The following is an 18,774-nucleotide window of genomic DNA, read 5'->3' as shown; positions in this document are numbered from 1 at the left end:
GTCAGCCGACCGGGGCTCCCGGGTCGAGCGTGCCACGCGTCAGGGCACCGGCGACGGCGAGGCGCTGGACGTTCTGGCTGCCCTCCATGAACTCGAAGGCCAGGGCGTCCCGGGCGTACTTGTCGAGCAGCGGGTGCTCGATGCGCCCGCCGGCCCCGAAGAAGGCCGGCGCCGCCCGGGTCACCGAGACGGCCAGGCGCGCCGCCCGCAGTTTCGCCACCGAGGCCAGGTGTCCGTTCTCCTGGTTCCGGTCCACCGCCGCCGCGGCGCTCAGGGTGAGATGCCTGACGGCATCGATCTCGTGTGCCATCCGCGCGAGCCGGGCGGCGTCCTCGCGGCTCGGCTCCGCGCGGTGCTCACACACGTATTCGTACGCGGCCCGGGCAAGCCCGACGGCCATGGCGGCGACGGTGGGCCGGAGCCGGTCGAGCACGCGGCTCCAGCCCCACAGTCCTCTTCTGAGGCTGGACAGGCCGGATCCCAGCATGTGTTCCTCACTCAGTTCCACCGACTCCAGTGTCACCGAACCGAGTTGGGCGGCCCGCACACCGATGGTGGGGATCGGCTCGGCACGGTAGCCGGGGAGCGAGGTGTCCACGAGGGCCGCACGGATGTGGTACGGACCCGGGCCCGTGCGGGCGAAGACCGCACCGAAGCGTGCCCGCACCGCGTTGCTGACGAACCGCTTCGTCCCGTCGAGCCTGATGCCGCCGGTGTCCGACCGGGAGAAGGTGCTGGCCAGCGACGCGGGGTCGGAGCCGGTGTGCGGTTCGGTCAGAGCGAACATCGTCCAGGTCGGGCGCTCCAGCAGATCCCCGTAGAAGCGCCTCTTCTGCGCCTCGCTGCCCAGCGCCTCCACCAGGACCCCGCACATCGACGCACCCGGCGAGGCCAGGCCGATCCCCAGGTCGCCCCAGGCCACCTCCTCGCACCAGACGGCGCGTTCCAGTGCGCCGGTGATGTGGAAGACCTCGCCCTTGATGGAGAGGGGCCGGTCGTTGTACGGGGGCGGGATCTGCACCCTGGCCGCGAGCGCGACCGTGGGCAGGTGCAGGAGCCCGGTGGCCAGGCTCGGATCCCGGTCCACTTCCAGGGCGAACGGCCGCACCTCGGCCGCCCATTCCCGTACCTGGTGCCGCAACAGCGCGAGACGCTCCTCGGACGTGGTCAGCAAAGGTCCGTGCCCTCCTGCGCGATGGTGAAGTAGGTGTCCACGAGCAGTTCCGACGCGTGGGCCACGCGACCCGGGCCCTCGGTGGTGAAGCCGCTCGCGCCCAAGAGGGGAAGGAGCATGCGGTCGGCCTGGGTGACCATCGCGTTCAGGCCGGCCGAGAGGGGCCGGGGCACGTCGCCGGGAGCGTGCGCGTCGAGCACCGAGCGGACCTGTAGCTGGAGGGCGACCGCGTCGGCGAGCGCGCCCTTGATCAACTGCCGTGTCAACAGCGGCGATCCGCCCGTGACCCGGTCGCGGAGGTATCCGAGGGCCTCGTCGAGGATCTTCACCGACAGCCCCAGCCGCAGCCAGGTCAGCGCCTCGGCCCAGGCGGCGGGACCGATGGGGCCGCCCTCCGGTCCCGGTTCGCGCGCCGGTGCGTCGGGCGCGGTCGGGCCACGCAGCGGGAGCAGGCCGAGGCCGTCGATCCCGGGGAGCACGGCGGTGTCCGCGGCATCGTGCCGGACACCCTCGGGGACGAGCGCGTGTCCGCCGGGCCCCCGCACAGGGGTGTCCCGGCCGATGGCCTCGTACAGTGCCGACAAGGCGGCCGTAGGCCCTTCACGCCGTGCCGTGTCGTGCACCGCCTGCTGGACGCTGCGGGTCAGAGCGGGTCGCTCTCCGGACGTCATGGCTCGCCTCCTCGTACCCGGCGGGTGAACCGGCCCCCCTGGGACTCTCGCGCCGGGCCCGTCCCTCACCAAGGGGAGATCGGGCGCGCCTCAAGGCTGATGACACGGGCATAGCCCATCGAGGAGCTTCCTTCCCGCGCCGCCCATGACAGAGCATGTAGCGCCGCACTGGTCGGCCGCGGCGGAGCACTGCGGTCGCCGCGCGATGCGGGGGCTCCGGTCGTGACCGGGGCCCCGGCGCCGATGACCCTCGACGAGAGGAGTTTTTGGTGGATGAGATGTCCGAACGGCAGCTCAGAAACCTCCTGGTGCGGGCCAACCGCGCCATCCGCCAGGACCGTCCGCCCTTTCCGGAATACACCAACTCTCGTCTGAGGACCTACACGGCCGCGACCGGCCACGCCCGCGAAACCGTCCGCATGTACCAGTTCTGGTTCCGCACCCGTGGCTGCACGTACGACCGGGCCGGACAGTGCAGCATGTGCAATTACGGCATCGGCCCCGAGATCGATCCCCGCCGGATCGTCCGCTCGGTCCGGCGCAGACTCGCCGAGGTGCCCGAGGGCGCGCACATCTACCTCTCCCCCTCCGGCAGCCTCCTCGACGACCTCGAAGTCTCTCCCGGCTTGCGCGAACAGCTGCTGCGGCAGGTGGCGGAACGGCGACCGGCCCTCTTCGCCTTCGAGTCACGGCCCGAGGTGTTCACCGAGGAGAAACTCGACGTGCTCCGCACGCTGCTGCCGGACACCCAGATCGTCGGGCAGGTCGGCGTGGAGTCATGGAACCCCGAGGTCCGTTCCCTCTGCCATCTGAAACCCACGCCCCAGAAGGCATATCTGAACGCGGCGAGAATGCTCCAGGAAGCCGGCTTCGCGTCGATCGCCAACCTCACCCTCGGGGCCATGGGCCTGTCCCAGAAGGAGGCCTACGACGACACGCTCGCCGGCATACGGGACGCCCGCGCCGCGGGCTACACCACGCAAATGGTGTTCCCCCTGAGCGCCAAGTCCGGAACCCTGCTGGGCTGGGCACACGAGCAGGGGATGTGGGAACCCCCCACCCTGTGGATGCTCGTACGGCTCCTCGCGCGGACCGCGGACGACAAGGCTCGCGACGACGAGGCCGGGGATCTCTCGATCTCGTGGTTCGCCCCCGTGATCGACGAGGTGGTGCGTTCCCGGCCCGACGGGTGCGACCGCTGCCGGCCGGCCGTGTACGAGGCGCTCAACGAGTTCCGTGACTACCCGCGCGCGGAGAAGCTCGCGGAGATCGCCGGGTGGGACGGCTGCGACTGCCCCCGCCGGACCGCTGAACTGCTGAGCGGCGACTCGGACGCCCAGCGGGACTTCCGCAGCAGACTGCGACGGATAGCCGCCCGCTGGACCGAGCTGCACATGAGCGCCACACCTGTCGCTTCACCGTCCTGACGGTCGGGGACGCTTCGCCGGCCGGGGGTGGGGACCGCGGCGGCGCGGCCCCGCCCGACTGCCCGACGCCGCTGCGGAGTGCGGCGGGAACCGGCGGCCACGAGCTGGCATCATGCCCAGTGAGGACCGAGCCGGGCAGGGGAGTTGGGGGATCCATGACGGGGCCGTCGGGTGTGGTCGAGCGCCTCTACTTCGGGCGGGAGGACGCCGAGCGGGACATGTCCGACGGCCTGCTGCGCGAGGGGTTCCTGCGGACCGCCGCCTACGACGCGGCCGTGTCCGGCCGCAAGATGCTCATCATCGGCCGCAAGGGCTCCGGCAAGAGCGCCATCTGCATGCGCCTGACCGCCGACGGCGTCCACGCCGGCGGGACCGCCCTGATCACCCCCGACGACGCGGCGGGCGACGAGATACGCCGGTTCGAACTGCAAGGGCTCACCGGTGACACGGCCAAGTCGCTGATCTGGCGCTACGTCTTCGCCGTCCAAGCCGCGCGGCACATCGTCGCCCACGCCAAGCGGGTCCACGGGCTGCGGCGACTGCCCCGCCCGGTCAGGACGCTGCGGCGGTTCCTCCGCGCGAACGGCGAGTCCGCGGACGAGCCCCGTCTCTACGACCGGCTGCTCCGCGGCGTGACCGGGCTACAGACGTCGCTGTCCCTCGAAGCCTTCGGCGTGAAGGCGGCGGTGGAAGTGGGCGGTGCCCCGCCGGCCTCCGAAGGCGCCCGCGCCGCACGTCAGCTGGAGGTCGTCGAGCGGGGCGTGGCGGAGGGGTTCGCCGATCTGGACTGCGCGGGCGCGCACGCCCCGCTCCTGCTGCTCGTGGACCAGCTGGAGCAGATCTGGTCGAGCGACCCGGACAGCAACGCCATGGTCATCGGGCTGCTGCTGGCGGCGAAGCACGTCTCGGGCGCGTACGGCAGGGCGCTGCGCTGTCTGCTCTTCCTGCGCGCCGACATCTACGACACCCTCACCTTCAGCGAGGGCGACAAGTTCCACAGCGAGGAACTGCGCATCCAGTGGACCGCCACCGGCCTGCGGGACCTCGCTCTCGCCCGGGCCCGCGCGTCGGCCGGCGCCGAGCTGACCGGCGACCGGCTGTGGCGGGAGGTCTTCCCTCCGGCCGTGGGCGGCGAGGACACCGCGGACTTCCTCTTCGGCCGCGCCCTGCCCCGCCCGCGCGACGCGATCCAGTACCTCAACGCGTGCCGGGACACCGCCGTCGAGCGGGGACACGAGAGCATCCACGAGAGTGACGTCCTGCTCGCCACCCGGCAGTTCTCGGAGTGGAAGCTGCAGGACCTGGCGAAGGAGTACCTGGTCACCCATCCCTTCCTGGCACAGCTGTTCGTGATGTTCCAGAACACCGGCTACGTGGTGATGCGCAGCGCGCTGGAGGCCCGCTTCGACACCGTCGCCGAGACGCTCCACCGGCAGTATCCCGCGTACGCCGAGGGGCTCACCGCGCCCGGCGTGGTCGACACGCTGTACGGGGTGGGCTTCCTGGGGGTGCGGCGCGGCAACGACGTGGTCTACACGGGCGGGGCCCACGTGCCCGTACAGCCGCACGAGGCGGAGTTCCACATCCATCCGTGCTTCCGGCCCGCGCTGGGTGCCACCCACGCCATCGACCTGCACCGGTACGAGCCGCGGGCGCTCACCCACCTGCTGCTGCGGAGCAGCTCGTACCCCTCGGCGGCGCTCGGCCCCGCGGTCCGCCGTGACTTCACGCTGCTGGAGGAGCTGGAGCGGTCCTGCAACAGCATCCAACGGCAGGTCGGGCGGGCGGTGGGGCTGCCCACCGAGACCCGCGCGCAGCTCTCGCAGCAGGTCGTCCGGGTGATGAGCGACGCTTCCCAGGCACTGCTGCGGCTGCGCGACGGCGAGGCCGTCGACGCTCACGGCCATGTGCTGGCCGCCGCGCAGTACTTCACCACCGTCGCCGCGCAGTTGCTGGCCAGCGGGGTGGACGACGGCAGCGGCGGCAGCGTGGTGCGCAGGATCGAGGACGAGGCCCGGCGGCTGACCCGTACGGCGGGCGGCAGTCACACGGGAGGCGGGGGTTCCTCCAACTCCTGATTCCCCGCCGCCTGTTGCCGGGGCACTGTCTTCCGTCCCCCCGCGCTGCTACGGTCCGTTCCATGGCCGTCATGATGTGTTCCCGGCAGGGCTGCGATCGCCTGCTGTCGGTGTCGCGCGTTCCGGGGGGCAACCCGGTCGCCAGGAACGACCCGGAGCACTGGGCCGTGGTCTTCTGGCACTGTGCGAGCTGCCGCGCCTACTTCTGCGACCGGTGCGTGACCCGGCGCGTGCTGCGCAGGCCGGTCTGCGTCAGCTGCGCGGGCGTCCTCGCCAAGCCCGATATCGATGCCTTGCTGAACTGAGCAGCCCCGTCGGCTCCCGCCGCGGTGCGGGCAGCGGACGCGGACCCTGCCACGCCGCGGCCATCCGCTCCAGCTCCGCCCGCACACCGTCCGCCCGCAGCCACCCGTATCCGGCCCGTGCGAGGTGACGCAGCAGCAGGTCCGCGTCGGCCTCGGACCACACCGGCTGTCCGTGCCGGGCCAGCCGGGGGTCGTACGACACCGACTGGAGGCCGGGCGACACGGGCCGTCCGAATGGCGTGTGCGCGGCGAGGAACGCCTCCAGGTGCGGGCGGGCGCCCTCGTCCCAGTCCGCCGGCTCCCTGGCCTCCAGCTCCCAGTCGAGCTCCCACCGGCGCAGGGTCCGGTCCGTCCCGGTGGAGACCGCGTAACGCCCGTCCGCGCTCAGGTGGACCGACTGCACCCAGCGCCGGTGCCCGCCCAGGGTGCGCAGGCAGCGTCCGGCCCGCAGGTCCAGCAGCCGCACGGTCGTGTCCCAGTTGGCGGCCAGCGCGAAGCGGCCGTCCGTGCTCAGGGACACCGACGTCATGGGCTCCGCGTGCCCGTCGCTCCCGACGTGCTCCTCGAAGACGTGCAGACGCCGCCCGCCCGCCACGTCCCACAGCGCCACCCGCCCGTCGGCGTTGGCGGTCACCGCGTGCCGTCCGTCCGCGGTGAGCTGGGCCGAGTGCAGGATGCCCAGCAGCGGCGAGTCCGTCACGGCGTCGCGGGTCAGGTCCTCGAAGGTCCGCACGCGGTGGCCGGAGTCCAGCTCCCACAGCCGCGCCCTGCTGCCCTGGCCGCAGGAGAGAAGGAACCGCCCGTCGGCGCTCGGGCACACCGAGTCCACCTTCTGCCCTCCGTACGCGTAGGCCCGCAGCATCCGTCCGGTCGACAGTTCCCACCAGCGCACGGACCCGTCCTCCCCGCCGGAGAAGGCGAAGCGCCCGTCGCCGCTGAAGCTCACCGAGCGGACCGTCGCCCCGTGCCCCGCGAGCACGCTCAGGCAGCGACCGGTGCGGACGTCCCACAGGCGGACCGTCCCGTCCTCCCCGCCCGACAGGGCGAGGCGTTCGTCGGCGCTGAGGGAGACGGCCCGGACCGCTCCGTCGTGCCCGTCGAAGGTACGCACGCACCGGCCGCCGTCCTCGAAGTCCCACAGACGCAGGGTGTCCAGGTCCGCGCACAGGGCGCGCCGGCCGTCCGCGGTGGCGTGGGCCTGCGTACCGGACGTGGGCAGCTCGACGGTCCCGGCGGGCCAGGCGCCGCGCACCCCCGTCCGGACGGTGACCAGCGAGAGCCGGTGCCAGGCCGCCAGGGCCCGGGTGTCCCGCTCGTGCCCCGGCAGGGCGCGTGCCTCGGCCACCAGGGCGAGCGCGTCCGCGTACCGCTGCCGTCCCGCGGCCGACTCGGCGTCGTCCAGCAGCACGGCGACCCGGTCGTCGTACCGGGTGAGTTCGGTGTGGGAGCGGGGGCGGCAGATCCGGAAGGGCGCGGTGTACGCGTCGGGGGCGGGCAGCTGCCACAGTCGTACCCGGTGGTCGCCCCCGGTCAGCACCCGCCGCCCGTCCCCGCTCAGGCTCACCGAGGTCACCTGGGAGAAGTGCGCGTCGTAGGTGCGCAGACAACGCCCGGTGGCGGGCTCCCACCAGCGCAGCGTGCCGCCGATGGCCCCTGACACCGCGAACCGCCCGTCGGCGCTCAGCTCCGCCGTCCAGGGGGGCCGGGCGTCCGCCCGCAGGGTGCGCAGGGACCGGCCGGTCGCCAGGTCCCACCACACCAGAGCCCGGTCGCCCCCGCCGGTCAGCGCGTGCCGCCGGTCGTGGCTCAGCGCGGCCGGCCAGATCGTGCCGCGGTCCAGGGTCCGCACGCGGCGGTCGTCCACCAGGTCCCAGAGTACGGTCCGACCGCCCACGAACAGGGCGAGCCGACCGTCGGCGCTCAGGCAGGCGGCGTTGACCTCGCGGCCCGCCCCGCCCGGCCCCTCAGGGGAGTCGACGACCCGCAGACAGCGGCCGGTGGCCACGTCCCACCAGCGCAGGGTGCCGTCCCAGCCGCCGGTCAGGGCGGTGCTCCCGTCGGGGGCGAGACGGACGGCGCGGACCGAGCCGGTGTGCCCGGAGAGCCTGCGCAGGCAGCGGCCGGTCGCGGTGTCCCACAGCCGTACGTCGCCGTCGTGCCCACCCGTCAGGGCGAGACGGCCGTCCGGGCTCAGCGACACCGCGTGCACGGCGGCCCGATGTCCCTTGAGGGCGCGCGGGCGGCCGGTGGCCGTGTCCCACAGCCGTACGTCCCCGGCGTCGTCACCGGACAGCGCGCGGCTGCCGTCCGCGCTGAGACTCACCGCGTGCACGACCGCCCGGTGCCCGGTGAAGGTGGCGAGCAGGCGCCCGCCGGCGGCGTGTTCGCGCTCGGCGTGCGCGAGCGCGGCACGCAGGGCCGTGCCGGCGTCCGCGTCCGCGCTCGCCTCCGCGGTCGCGGACGCCGCGCGCAGGAGGGGCAGGGCGGACTCGTGATCGCCGCGTTCGAGGTGCACCTGGGCGAGGAGGTGGCCGGCGGGCGAGGGCCCTTCCGCGCTCGCCCTCGCCGACTCCATCCGGTCCACCAGCGCGTCGTCCGCGAGCGTGCCGGACCGCCACCTCAACAGCCCGAGGTTGTACGTGGCCTGCGGGTGCTGCGGGTCGGCGGCGTGCGCCTCGGCCAGCGCGGCCTCCGCCTCCCTCGTCCGGCCGAGGTCGAGCAGGGACATCGCCCGGTTGTTCAGCCCGTCGGCCCGGTGCACGGCGGCGTTCTCCGCCCGGCGCGGATACGGCCGGGCGACCTCCCGTGCGTACACCTCGGCCAACTCCCCGGCCACCGCCGCCAGGTCGTCGGGCCGCTCCTCGACGCGCTCGCGCAGACAGCGCTCCAGCAGGTCCGCGAGCGCTCCCGGCATCGAGGCCACCGGGGCGTCGGGCGGGGGGCTCAGCCGGTACGCGGCGAGCGCCGCCCCGGCGGCGGACCCCACGCCCCACGTCACCGCCCCGGTGAACATCTCCAGCACGCTGACCGCGAAGCTCCACACATCGGTGCGACGGCTCAGGGGCGCGCCCCGCACCTGCTCGGGCGAGGCGTACGCGGGCGTCATCCCGCCGTGCGTGACCAGAAGCGTTGCCGCGTCGGATACCGCGTCGCCGGGTGCTGTCCCGTCGGCCACTCGGCCCGAGGGCGTCGGCCGGGTGCCGAAGTGCCGGGCCCGCGCGAGCCCGAAGTCGGTGATCTTCGCGGTGCCCTGCCGGTCGAGCAGCACGTTGCCCGGCTTGACGTCCTGGTGCACCACCCCGCTGAGGTGGGCGTGCGCCAGCCCGCGCGCCACCTGGACGGCGATGTCCAGGATCCGGCCCACCACCTCGTCGCGTGCTCCCCGGTAGAGCCGGCCCTCGTCGATCGACTCGCGCAGGCTTCCGCCGTCCACGTACTCCGCGAACACCCGCGGCACCCCGCCGATCGTGCGCACGTAGTGACATCCGCACAGGTGCGGATGGAGTTCCAGCCCCACCCACGTCTCCGCCTCGCGGACGAACCGTTCCTGGTCCGCCTCGTCCCGGAAGAGCTCCGGACGCGGGCTCTTGACGGCGAGATCGGTGTCCCACCCCAGGTGCCGCACCCGGTGCACGCGCCCCATGCCGCCCTGACCGAGAGCACCGGTCACCTCGTACACCCCGAGGACCCGGTCACCGACCCGCCAGTCCCGCCACTGCCCCGCCACTGCCGCCGCCCCCTGCCGCATGGACTCAGAGTAATGCGCCGGGCACGGCGTAGACCATGAACGAGCCCCGGGGCCCACACGTCCGGAATCTCGATGCCCGATGCCCGCGCAGGCAACTGCCCGACGCCCTGCGCTTCGACGGGCCGGCCACCGCGTCCCAACTCGCCGTACGGCCGGGCGAGTCAAGCGGCGCGACCAGCTACCACCCGCGGCGGCTCGCCGCCCACGGCTTCGTCGAGGACGCTCCCGAACGCGGCAGAGGCCGTGAGCGGTGGTGGAAGGCACGCCACTGTTTCAAGCGGTTGATGCAGCGTTCGACCGTGTTGTGGGCATGGGGTCGTGATCGCGCACTATGCGGTCGCAACGCCCAGGAAGCGCAGCACCGCCAGGACACGGCGGTGGTCGGCGTCGGCCTTGGGCAGGTCCAGCTTGGTGAAGATGCTGTTGATGTGCTTGGCGACCGCGCTCTCGCTCACGACCAGCTCGGCGGCGACGCCGGAGTTGGACCGGCCGCCCGCCATCAGCTCCAGCACCTCCCGCTCGCGCGGTGTCAGCCGGTCGAGCGGATCACTGTGCCGGCGCACCAGCAGCTGCGCGACGACCTGCGGGTCGAGCGCGGTGCCGCCGGCCGCCACCCGGCGTACCGCCTCGGCGAACTCCTCGACGTCGGCGACCCGTTGCTTGAGCAGATAGCCGACGCCCGAGGTGTTGGCGGCGAGCAGATCGGCGGCGTACCGCTCCTCCACGTACTGCGACAGCAGGAGCACGGCGGTACGCGGGTACTGGCGGCGGATCACCAGCGCGGCGCGTACTCCCTCGTCGGTGAAGCCGGGCGGCATGCGCACGTCGACCACGGCGATGTCGGGCCGGTGCTCCTCGACGGCCGCCAGCAGCCCTTCTGCGTCGGCGACTTGCGCGCACATCTCGAAGCCGGCCGCCTCCAGCACCTTGACCACGCCGATGCGCAGCAAGAGGGAATCCTCGGCGATCACGGCGCGCACGGCAGCTCCACGGTGATGACGGTCGGGCCCCCGGCGGGGCTGCGGCAGGAAAACGTGCCGTCGACGGACGCGACGCGCTTGGCGAGCCCGGCGAGCCCGGTGCCGTCGGCCGCCGCGAGATCCGCGCCGCCCGCTCCGTCGTCCGCGACGACCACCAGCAGTGTCTCCCCGATCCGCTCCACGGTCACGTCCGCCCGGGTCGCCTGCGCGTGTTTGACCACGTTCGTCAGGGCTTCGGAGACCACGAAGTACGCGACGGCCTCGACCGTGGGTGAGGGGCGCTGCGGCAGGTCCACCGCCACGCGCACCGGGATCGGGAGGCGGGCGGCGACCCCGGACAGCGCGGCGTCGAGGCCGCGGTCCTCAAGGACGGCCGGATGCAGACCGCGCACCAGGTTGTTCAGCTCGGCGATCGCCTCCTTCGCCTCGCGGTGCGCCTCGTCGATCACCTTGCGGGCATCCGCCGGCAGGTCGCCGAGGGTGGCCCTGGCCAGGCCCAGGTTGACGGCCAGTGAGACGAGGCGCTGCTGCGCGCCGTCGTGCAGGTCGCGCTCGATCCGCCGCCGCTCGGCGTCGGCGGCGTCGAGCACGCCGGCCCGGCTCTCGGCGAGGTCGGCGACCCGGCGGGCCAGCTTCTCCGTGCGGCTGGGGCCGAGCAGGACCTCGGCCGCCCGGGTCTCCAGCCGCACCAGAGCGCCGGTCAGCCGGGGCCCGAGGAACAGCAGGGCGAGACCGCCGGCGGTGATGTACGCGGCCTGCGTGGTGTACCCGACGTCGGTGACCCGCCACTGCGGGGGCAGCGCCCAGATCCACACGTAGAGGGAGGCGGCCACGAGAGCGACGGCCCAGACGGCGAGGACGGCGAGGTCCAGGACGGCGAACAGCGGACCCGCCACGGCGTGGTAGCAGACCTGCCGCCACAAGGCCCCGCCGGTCAGCCGGCGCACCGCCGACTTCCAGTTGCGTCCCGGCCCGGGTACGGCGGGGCGCGGGAGGTCCTTGCCGACGAGCGCCCGGTAGCGCCGCCGCTGCCCGGCGGTCAGCAGGGGTGTCACCACGAGCGTGAGCAGCACGGGCGGCGGAGTCAGGGCCGGCACCAACGCCGCCATCGTGCCGACCAGCCAGAGCCACAGTGGCACCACGGCGAGGTGGAGCGGCAGGCCGGCGGCGACGAACGCGGTCCGGTGTCCCGCCCTGCGGAACGGCCGGCCCGGTACCAGCCGCAGCCACGTCGTGAGTCGCATGCGTCAAACGGTAAAGCCGCAGGCCATCCCCGTGCCATGACGCTCCCGCCCGGTTCGGGGGTGCACTTTTCTCCACCCCGGGTCGGAACCCTGCGTGACTGACGGCGCCCCCGTGTGCGGCGGAGGGTGGAGCACGTGAACGGGAGAGCCGGCGAGGAGCGGGGTAAGACGATGCGTCAACTGGTATTGCGCAATGACGAATTGGCCGGTGCCGAGGGCTTCGACCGCGCCGAGGTCATCCCGCTCCACGAAGAGGCGCAGGAGCCGCGCCCGGCGCGGGGCATGCGGCGGGCCGGGGGGCTGCTGGTCGCCTGCGGGCTCGCCCTGCTGCCGTGGCTGTACGTGCTGGCCACCGGCCTGCCGGCCACCGCGACCGCGGCGCACTGGCCGGTCGCCTGGGTCGGGCTCGACGCGCTGGAGGCGCTCGGCCTGATCGCCACCGGCCTCCTCGCCGCCCGCGGCGACCGGCGGCACGCCCTGGCAGCCGCCGCGACCGCGACGCTGCTTGTGGTGGACGCCTGGTTCGACACCACGACCGCGGCCCCGGGCGGCGACGTCGCCACCGCGGTCGCCATGGCGCTCGGCGCCGAGCTGCCGCTCGCCGCGCTGTGCGGCCGGCTGGCGCTGCGGGCGCTGAGCCGGCACGCCTGACGCCGACCGCCCAGCCACATGCCACGGACCAAATCAATCCACCGGAGAACACCATGCACCGCATCACCACCGCCCCCGTCGCCCCGGTCCCGGCCCGGACCCGCTGGGCGGTCGCCGCCGGCGTCGGACGCGGCCACCGTCTGCGACGCGGCAGCCGGGGTGGCAGGCCACCCCCGCCTTTGACCGCGAGGCACAAAACAACGAAACCGCCTAGCGCGCCACGCGGTAGCGGAGGTAGACGACTCTTGAGCTGAAGGTGCGGGTCTCGACGAGTTCGAGGTCCACCCGGCGCTCGTGCCGGGGGAAGAACGGGGTGCCACCGCCGACCAGCACCGGGTGGACCTTGGCCCGGTACTCGTCGATCAAGCCCGACGCGGCGGCCTCGGCGGCGAGAGTCGCGCCGCCGATCGCGATGTCGCCCTCCCCCGGCTCGGCCCGCAACCGCTCGACCTCCTCCGCCAGGCCGCCGGAGGCCGGGCGGGCATGGCCCTGGACCTCCGACAGCGTGGTGGAGAACACCACCTTGGGCAGCGGCTTCCAGACCGCGGCGAACTCAAGCGTCGAGAAGTCGAGCGACGGATTCTGATCGACGGTCTCCCAGTACAGCATCGTCTCGTACAGCCGTCGTCCCATCAGGTAGACGCCGACCTCTCGCACCTCGTCGGTGGTGAACCGGAAGACCTCCTCGTCGGGCACCGTCCAGTCGAAGCCGCCGTCCGGCCCGACGATGTAACCGTCAAGTGAGACGTTCATCGAATAGGTCACGCTGCGCATCCGAAGTCCTCCTTGATGACGGGTTCGACAGTACGACCGCCGGACCCCTCAGAACTCATCGCGCCGCGCGGGACCCCAAGCGGGAAACGCGGCCTCACGGGCTCCCGGCGCCGGCGAAGGGCACCTGGGCCGAGGGAACGGCCCGCTGTCCATACGGGTGCTGCCACCGGCCCTGGGCCTGGGAGCCTCGGCAGGACGCCCTCGCTCAACCAGTAGGCGCCCTCCAGATGCGGGTAGCCGGAGAGGACGAACTCGTCGATGCCGAGGGCGTGGTACTCCTTGATGCGCTCGGCGACCTCCTCATGGCCGCCGACCAGCGCCGTGCCCGCGCCGCCGCGCACCAGCCCGACGCCCGCCCACAGGCTGGGGGGATCTCCAGGCTCTCCCGGCTGCCGCCGTGCAGCGCGAGCATCCGCTGCCGGCCTTCCGAGCAGGCCCACCGGTCTCCTGGTGACAGGATTGCCCCGGTATCGTCGGCACCCGGCGCCGTACACCCGGTGCGCCACGAGGGGCCGCGGCTCGACGTCGACCTCGTTCCGACCTTGCGGACTTCGACGACGCGCCGGCCTTCGCCGACGACATCCGGCGCCGGCCGCGGGCGGGCGGGCTGGGCCGCGGGCGGGCCCTCGTCCACATGCCTGACAGGAACCCGTACACATGACTGACAAGAAGCTGTCACACACGGACCGGAATGCGGGTCCGGCCGGCGCCCGTTCTGACTGACATGACTGTTGGAGTAGCGCTCAACGCGTCCGACGCGCCGAACCAGGTCGACGCCTCCGTTCAACTGGCCCGGGAGGCAGCTGAGTTCGGTCTCGCGTCGGCCTGGTTCGGCCAGACCTTCGGCGCGGACTCACCCCAGCTCGCGGCGATCGTCGGGCGCGAAGTGCCCGGACTGCACGTCGGCACCTCCGCGATCCCCGTCTTCGGCCGGCACCCGCTGCTGGTCTCCAGCCAGGCCCAGACCGCCCAGGCCGCCACGCACGGCCGCTACCACCTCGGTCTGGCCCTGGGCACGAAACTCCTGACGGAGGCCGGCTTCGGCCTGCCCTTCGAACGCCCCATCGCCCGCCTGCGCGAATTCCTCACCGCGCTGCGTCAGTTGACCGAGACGGGCACGGCCGACTTCCACGGTGAACTGCTCACCGCCGCCACCCCGGTCCCGGCGCGGGTACCGGGCGCCGAGGACGGCGTCCCCCTGCTGGTCGCCGCGATGGGGCCGCAGGCGCTGCGGGTCAGCGGTGAGCTGGCGGACGGGATCCTGCCCTACCTGGCGGGACCACGCGCCCTGGCCGACCACATCGTCCCCGCCCTGACCGCCGCCGCCGAGGCCGCCGGCCGCCCCTCGCCCCGGATCGTGGCCCTCGTGCCCGGCGTGGTCACCGACGACGTCGACGCGGTGCGGGCCAAGGCCACCGAGGACCTCGCGTTCTACGAACAGATCCCGTCCTACGCCCGGGTCATCGAACTCTCCGGCGGCCGACGGGCCGCCGACCTGGCCGTGATCGGCGACGAGAAGACCGTCGAGGCCGAGGTACGCCGTTACCGCGACGCCGGCGCCACCGAGGTCGTGTTCTCGAGCACCGAGATCGCCGGAGAAGCCGACCGCCGACGCACCTGGCGGCTCCTCGGCGACCTGGCCCGCTGAGCACGCCGGTCGCGCCGACGGTCCTACCGGTCCCCCCGCACCCCCGTGACGAAGGAGAGCCCATGAGCACCGAGGCCACCACAACCGACCGCGACGCCTTCACCGAGAGCTGGCTGGACTGGTACCGCGCCCAAGAGGCCCGGCTCGCCGCCCCTCACGGGTTCCTGGCGATCACCGGCCTGCACTGGCTCGACGACCGGCCGCAGCGCTTCCCCGACGCGCCCGGCACCTGGCGCACCGGCCCCGAGGGCGTCGTCGTGGACCTCGACGACGGCGAGGAACTGGTCGTCGACGGAACGCCGGTGCGCGGTGCACACCACTTCGGCGTGCTTCCCGAGCGCGGCGGCGTCGACGCCGTCTGGGGAGACGCCGTCATCGAGGTCGCCAGGCGCGGCGGGCACGACATCGTGCGCCCCCGGCACCCGGACGCACCGCTGCGCACCGCCTTCACCGGAACGCCCGCCTACTCCCCCGACCCGCGCTGGGCGGTGACGGGCCGCTACATCCCCTTCGACACGCCACGGCCGACCACCGTGGGCGCCGCGGTCGAGGGCCTTGAGCACGTGTACGACGCCCCGGGCAGGGTCGAGTTCGAGCTGGACGGGCGCCCGCTGTCGCTGACCGCGTTCCCCGCCCGTGGTGCGGGCCGGCTGATGGTGCTGTTCACCGACGCGACCTCCGGGGTCACCACCTACGCCGCCAACCGGTCCCTGACCCTGGAGCCGCCCGCCGCCGACGGTACGGTCGTCCTGGACTTCAACCGTGCCGCGAACCTGCCGTGCGCCTACACGGACCTGGCCACCTGCCCGCTGCCCCCGGCCGAGAACCGGCTGCCGGTGGCGATCGAGGCCGGCCAGAAGATCCCCCGCGAGCGCGGCGGTGCCTGAGCCTGACCGGGCCCGACGCTCACGAGCACCCCTCCCGCGCGGTGGGGTGCTCCAGGCGAAGGCCCGGCGGGACCACCGGCGATCCCGGAGACACGGGCGAAGCACGCCTACGGCAGCCGGACCCGCGGCCTCGCCGCCCGAGTCCGACGGGTGCGGGTCCCGCACGGCCGCCCCACGGCACCGGTCAGCTCGCGGAGCCGGGGCCGGGCGGGATGTGGACTGTCATGATCAGGTGGCAGGTCCCGGTGCCCGCGCCACGGTAGGTGTGCGGGGCGTCGCCGTCGAAGGTGGCCGTCTGCCCGGCCTCGACGGCGTGCTCGGTGCCGTCGACGACGAGCACCATCCGGCCGGCGGTGACGCTGACCGTCTCCACGACGCCGGGCTGGTGCGGATGGCTGGGGTACTCCTCCCCCGGTTCCAGTCGCCAGCGCCAGACCTCGACCGGGGCCGGTCCGGAGGTGGTGAGCATGAGCCGCGCCTCGCCGCCCTTCTCCCCGGCCCACAGGGGCATGACGGAGTCGGCGGACACGATCCGGACACGGCCTTCGGCAGGGCCTTCCATCAGCGCGGACACCGAGATGCCGAGGGTGTCGGCGAGGCGGACCAGGGTGGCGAAGTTCGGATTGCCCTGGGCCTTCTCCAGGGCGACCAGGGCACCCTTGCTGACCTTGGCGCGCCGGCCGAGTTCGTCCAGGGACAGCCCGGCGCGGGTACGGGCCGCGCGGACGTTGTGCGCGAGCGTCCGCAACGCCGCCTCGGTCTCGGCCATCGCCATCACCCTTCCGGCAGTGGATCAGTGCACTGCACCGCGCGGTCGTTCGGTTGACGAATCCCGGTCGGTGCGCTGTACGGTGTAGTCGTTCCACTGATAGTAAGGGATGTCCCCGTGATCGCTCTGCTGCTGGCCCTGGGCAGCTCCCTGGCCTACGGGTGCGCCGACTTCCTCGGCGGGCTCGGCGCACGCAAGGCCCACGTCCTGCGCACCGTGATGATCGCCGCCCCGGCCTCACTCACGGTGGAGTTCCTGCTGTGGCCCTTCCTCGGCGCCTCCTTCGCTCCCGCCACCCTCGCCTGGGGCGCGGCGTCCGGCGTCGCGTCGGCGGTCGCGTTCGTCCTGCTCTACCGCACGCTGGCGATCGGCCCGATGAACGTCCTGTCCCCGATCACCGCGCTGGTCTCGGCGATGCTGCCGGTCGGCGTCGGGCTGTCGCAGGGCGAGCACCTGGGGCCGGCCGGACTGATCGGCCTGCCGCTGGCGCTGGCGTCCGTGGTACTGGTCAGCGCGGGGCACGGTGCCGGCGGCGCCCGCCCCTCGCGCACCGCGCTGCTGCTGGCCTTCGGCGCCGGGGCCGCCATCGCCCTGCAACTGGTCTTCCTGCACCAGGCGCCCTCCGACAGCGGCGTCGGCCCCCTGATCACCGGCCGCGCCGTGTCCTCCGCCGTCACCCTGGCCGCGGTCGGGCTGCTGTTCCGGCGGCTGGGGCCGGAGAAGCCGGCGTACGCGATGTCGGCGACGGCCGGCGTGCTCGACTCGGTCGCCAACCTGCTGTTCCTGCTCGCCGCCCGCGGCGGTGACCTCGCCGTCGTCGCCGTGATCATCGCCCTGTACCCGGCCGGCACCGTCCTGCTCGCCCGCACCGTCCTCGCCGAGCGGATCCACCGCGGGCAGCTGATCGGCCTGGGCACCGCCGCCGTCGCCGTCGGCCTCCTCGCCCTCGCCTGACCTCCCGCACCTCCGCCCCGAAGGACCCGCGCATGTTCATCCACCCCTGGGACGCCGCCCTGGACGACGCCGAGTGGCAGACCTGGATCGCCGACGGCCACGACTTCGGCATCCTCAGTGTCAACGGCCCGCCCGGCCGGGCGCCCGTCGTCGTACCCACCCACTTCGCCGTCGACGGCGGCACCTTGCTGGTCCACCTCGCCCGGCCCAACCCGGTCTGGAAGACGATCGAGGCCGACCCGAACGTCACCTTCACCGTCACCGGCGACTACGCCTTCGTCCCCGGCCCCTGGCGCGCCCAGCCCGGCATCCCGCCCACCGACGGCGTTCCGACCAGCTACTACGCGGCCGTCCAGTTCACCTGCCGGGCCACGGTCATCGAGGACCCCGAGGCCAAGGCCGAGCTGCTGCGCCGCCAGATGGCCCACTTCCAGCCCGAGGGAGACCACGCCCCCATCGACCCTGACGAGCCGCCCTACGGACGGATGCTGTCCGGCATCCGCGGCCTGCGCCTGGACGTCACCGAGGTCCGCGCGAAGTTCAAGTACGACGACCACAAACCCGTCGAGCAGCGCGCCGGCACCGCCCGCCGGCTCACCGAGCGCGGCACCGGCCTGGACGCGCCCACCGCGGCCCAGCAGCGGCGCCGCCTGGACCGTATCGGCCCCTGGAAATCCTGACCCCGCCGTACCAGCCCGCCTTTTCGGAACGGATCCCTCACGATGACCGCCTTCCGCCTCGGCCCCGCCGTGGCCGACGCCTTCCCCGACACCCTCATCGCCGTCGTCACCGCCACCGGACTGCGCTGCCGCGAACCCTGGCCCGCGACCGCCGCCGCCCTTGAGGAACTGGAGCGACAGCTCGCCGACGGCGCCTGGCGGCCCGCCGACGAGAGCGACCCGCGCATCGAGGCGTGGCACACCGCCTACCGCTCCTTCGGCACCAACCCGCGCCGTGTCCGGCCCAGCGTCGACGCCCTCGGCCGCCGGTTCGCCAAGAAGGGCACGCTGCCGCGGATCAACCCGGCCGTCGACTCCTACAACGCCGTCTCCGTCCGCCACGGCCTGCCCGCCGGCGCCTTCGACCTCGACCACGTCACCGGCGACGTCGACATCCGCTACGCCGACGGCAGCGAGACCTTCACCCCGCTCGGTGAACCCGGCACCACCGAACACCCCAAGGCCGGCGAGATCGTCTACACCGACACCACCGACGTACTGACCCGCCACTGGAACCACCGGGACGCCCACCGCACCCGCGTCACCGAGGACTCCACCCGCGTCGCCTTCGTCCTCGAAACCCTCCACGCCACCTGCGACGGACACCTCCTCAAGACCGCCGCCGTGGAACTGCGGGACCTGCTGGCCTCGCACACCGACCGGACCCAGGTGCACCACCTCACCCGCGAACACCCTCGGGCCACCGCCTGATGTGGAGTCGGTCATGGTGCACCAGAGCGAGGAC

Annotated in this window: 16 protein-coding genes and 2 pseudogenes; 10 read left to right on the top strand and 8 right to left on the bottom strand. The window is 73.4% G+C overall.

Annotated elements, in window-relative coordinates; all coding sequences use genetic code 11:
- Position 1: 1 nt before the first annotated feature.
- Together IE273_RS30035 and IE273_RS30030 are read right to left on the bottom strand one after the other, a co-directional pair.
- On the bottom strand, positions 2-1,174 hold the full coding sequence (locus IE273_RS30035; RefSeq protein WP_229887686.1) for an acyl-CoA dehydrogenase family protein: 1,173 nt from the start codon (positions 1,172-1,174) through the stop codon (positions 2-4).
- On the bottom strand, positions 1,168-1,845 hold the full coding sequence (locus tag IE273_RS30030) for an acyl-CoA dehydrogenase family protein (RefSeq protein ID WP_189818311.1): 678 nt from the start codon (positions 1,843-1,845) through the stop codon (positions 1,168-1,170). Before IE273_RS30030 ends, IE273_RS30035 begins: the two co-directional genes overlap by 7 nt.
- Positions 1,846-2,114: 269 nt before the next feature.
- On the opposite strand from IE273_RS30030, the gene IE273_RS30025 reads away from it, so the two are divergent.
- From IE273_RS30025 to IE273_RS30015, 3 genes are all read left to right on the top strand, one after another.
- Complete coding sequence (locus IE273_RS30025) at positions 2,115-3,272, top strand: hypothetical protein (protein ID WP_189818310.1); 1,158 nt, start codon at positions 2,115-2,117, stop codon at positions 3,270-3,272.
- A 155-nt stretch (positions 3,273-3,427) separates the two neighbouring features.
- Entirely contained in the window at positions 3,428-5,350 is a 1,923-nt protein-coding gene (locus IE273_RS30020; protein WP_189818309.1) for a P-loop ATPase, Sll1717 family, read from the top strand.
- Positions 5,351-5,412: 62 nt separating this feature from the next.
- A complete protein-coding gene (locus IE273_RS30015; RefSeq protein WP_189818308.1) occupies positions 5,413-5,655 on the top strand; it encodes a hypothetical protein in 243 nt (80 codons plus the stop codon).
- Here the strand turns inward: IE273_RS30015 and IE273_RS30010 are convergent.
- Positions 5,603-9,403, bottom strand: coding sequence for a serine/threonine-protein kinase (locus tag IE273_RS30010; protein WP_189818307.1), 3,801 nt, complete (start codon positions 9,401-9,403; stop codon positions 5,603-5,605). The two genes, IE273_RS30015 and IE273_RS30010, sit on opposite strands and share 53 nt — an antisense overlap.
- 35 nt (positions 9,404-9,438) lie before the next feature.
- Here IE273_RS30010 and IE273_RS43900 point away from each other — a divergent pair.
- A pseudogene (locus tag IE273_RS43900) lies at positions 9,439-9,672 on the top strand (transcriptional regulator); the annotation flags it as partial.
- Positions 9,673-9,732: 60 nt separating this feature from the next.
- Here the strand turns inward: IE273_RS43900 and IE273_RS30005 are convergent.
- Positions 9,733-10,383: a response regulator transcription factor gene (locus tag IE273_RS30005; RefSeq protein ID WP_067360243.1), complete on the bottom strand. Its 651-nt coding sequence runs from the start codon at positions 10,381-10,383 to the stop codon at positions 9,733-9,735.
- The gene (locus IE273_RS30000; protein ID WP_189818306.1) at positions 10,371-11,627 is read right to left on the bottom strand and encodes a sensor histidine kinase; all 1,257 of its coding nucleotides are present in this window, start codon (positions 11,625-11,627) and stop codon (positions 10,371-10,373) included. The genes IE273_RS30005 and IE273_RS30000 overlap by 13 nt, the downstream gene beginning before the upstream one ends.
- 171 nt (positions 11,628-11,798) lie before the next feature.
- On the opposite strand from IE273_RS30000, the gene IE273_RS29995 reads away from it, so the two are divergent.
- Positions 11,799-12,278: a hypothetical protein gene (locus tag IE273_RS29995; protein ID WP_373309412.1), complete on the top strand. Its 480-nt coding sequence runs from the start codon at positions 11,799-11,801 to the stop codon at positions 12,276-12,278.
- Positions 12,279-12,488: 210 nt separating this feature from the next.
- Here the strand turns inward: IE273_RS29995 and IE273_RS29990 are convergent, their stop codons facing one another.
- Positions 12,489-13,052 (bottom strand): dihydrofolate reductase family protein, encoded by a 564-nt coding sequence (locus tag IE273_RS29990; protein ID WP_189818304.1) that lies wholly within the window; start codon positions 13,050-13,052, stop codon positions 12,489-12,491.
- 94 nt (positions 13,053-13,146) lie between these two features.
- Positions 13,147-13,482 (bottom strand): annotated as a pseudogene (locus IE273_RS43895) (LLM class flavin-dependent oxidoreductase); the annotation flags it as partial.
- A gap of 294 nt (positions 13,483-13,776) precedes the next feature.
- Here IE273_RS43895 and IE273_RS29985 point away from each other — a divergent pair.
- Together IE273_RS29985 and IE273_RS29980 are read left to right on the top strand one after the other, a co-directional pair.
- Positions 13,777-14,700, top strand: coding sequence for an LLM class F420-dependent oxidoreductase (locus IE273_RS29985; protein WP_189818303.1), 924 nt, complete (start codon positions 13,777-13,779; stop codon positions 14,698-14,700).
- A 62-nt stretch (positions 14,701-14,762) separates the two neighbouring features.
- Positions 14,763-15,587 carry a DUF1684 domain-containing protein gene (locus IE273_RS29980; RefSeq protein WP_189818302.1) on the top strand — a complete coding sequence of 275 codons (825 nt, stop codon included), beginning with the start codon at positions 14,763-14,765 and terminating at the stop codon, positions 15,585-15,587.
- Between the two features lie 184 nt (positions 15,588-15,771).
- Here IE273_RS29980 and IE273_RS29975 read toward each other — a convergent pair whose 3' ends face one another.
- Entirely contained in the window at positions 15,772-16,356 is a 585-nt protein-coding gene (locus tag IE273_RS29975) for a helix-turn-helix domain-containing protein (RefSeq protein WP_189818301.1), read from the bottom strand.
- A gap of 117 nt (positions 16,357-16,473) precedes the next feature.
- Here IE273_RS29975 and IE273_RS29970 point away from each other — a divergent pair, with 117 nt between their 5' ends.
- From IE273_RS29970 to IE273_RS29960, 3 genes are read left to right on the top strand one after another with little or no spacing between them, the layout of a single operon-like run.
- Complete coding sequence (locus tag IE273_RS29970; protein ID WP_189818300.1) at positions 16,474-17,310, top strand: EamA family transporter; 837 nt, start codon at positions 16,474-16,476, stop codon at positions 17,308-17,310.
- 32 nt (positions 17,311-17,342) lie between these two features.
- A complete protein-coding gene (locus tag IE273_RS29965; RefSeq protein ID WP_189818299.1) occupies positions 17,343-17,990 on the top strand; it encodes an FMN-binding negative transcriptional regulator in 648 nt (215 codons plus the stop codon).
- Between the two features lie 42 nt (positions 17,991-18,032).
- Complete coding sequence (locus IE273_RS29960; protein ID WP_189818298.1) at positions 18,033-18,740, top strand: B3/B4 domain-containing protein; 708 nt, start codon at positions 18,033-18,035, stop codon at positions 18,738-18,740.
- The last annotated feature ends 34 nt before the right edge of the window (positions 18,741-18,774 follow it).

Origin of the sequence: Streptomyces olivaceoviridis, from assembly GCF_014650115.1 — a bacterium.
Lineage (GTDB): Bacteria > Actinomycetota > Actinomycetes > Streptomycetales > Streptomycetaceae > Streptomyces > Streptomyces olivaceoviridis.
The sequence above is the reverse complement of the archived record's forward strand: the minus strand, read 5'-3'. Positions and strand labels throughout refer to the sequence as shown.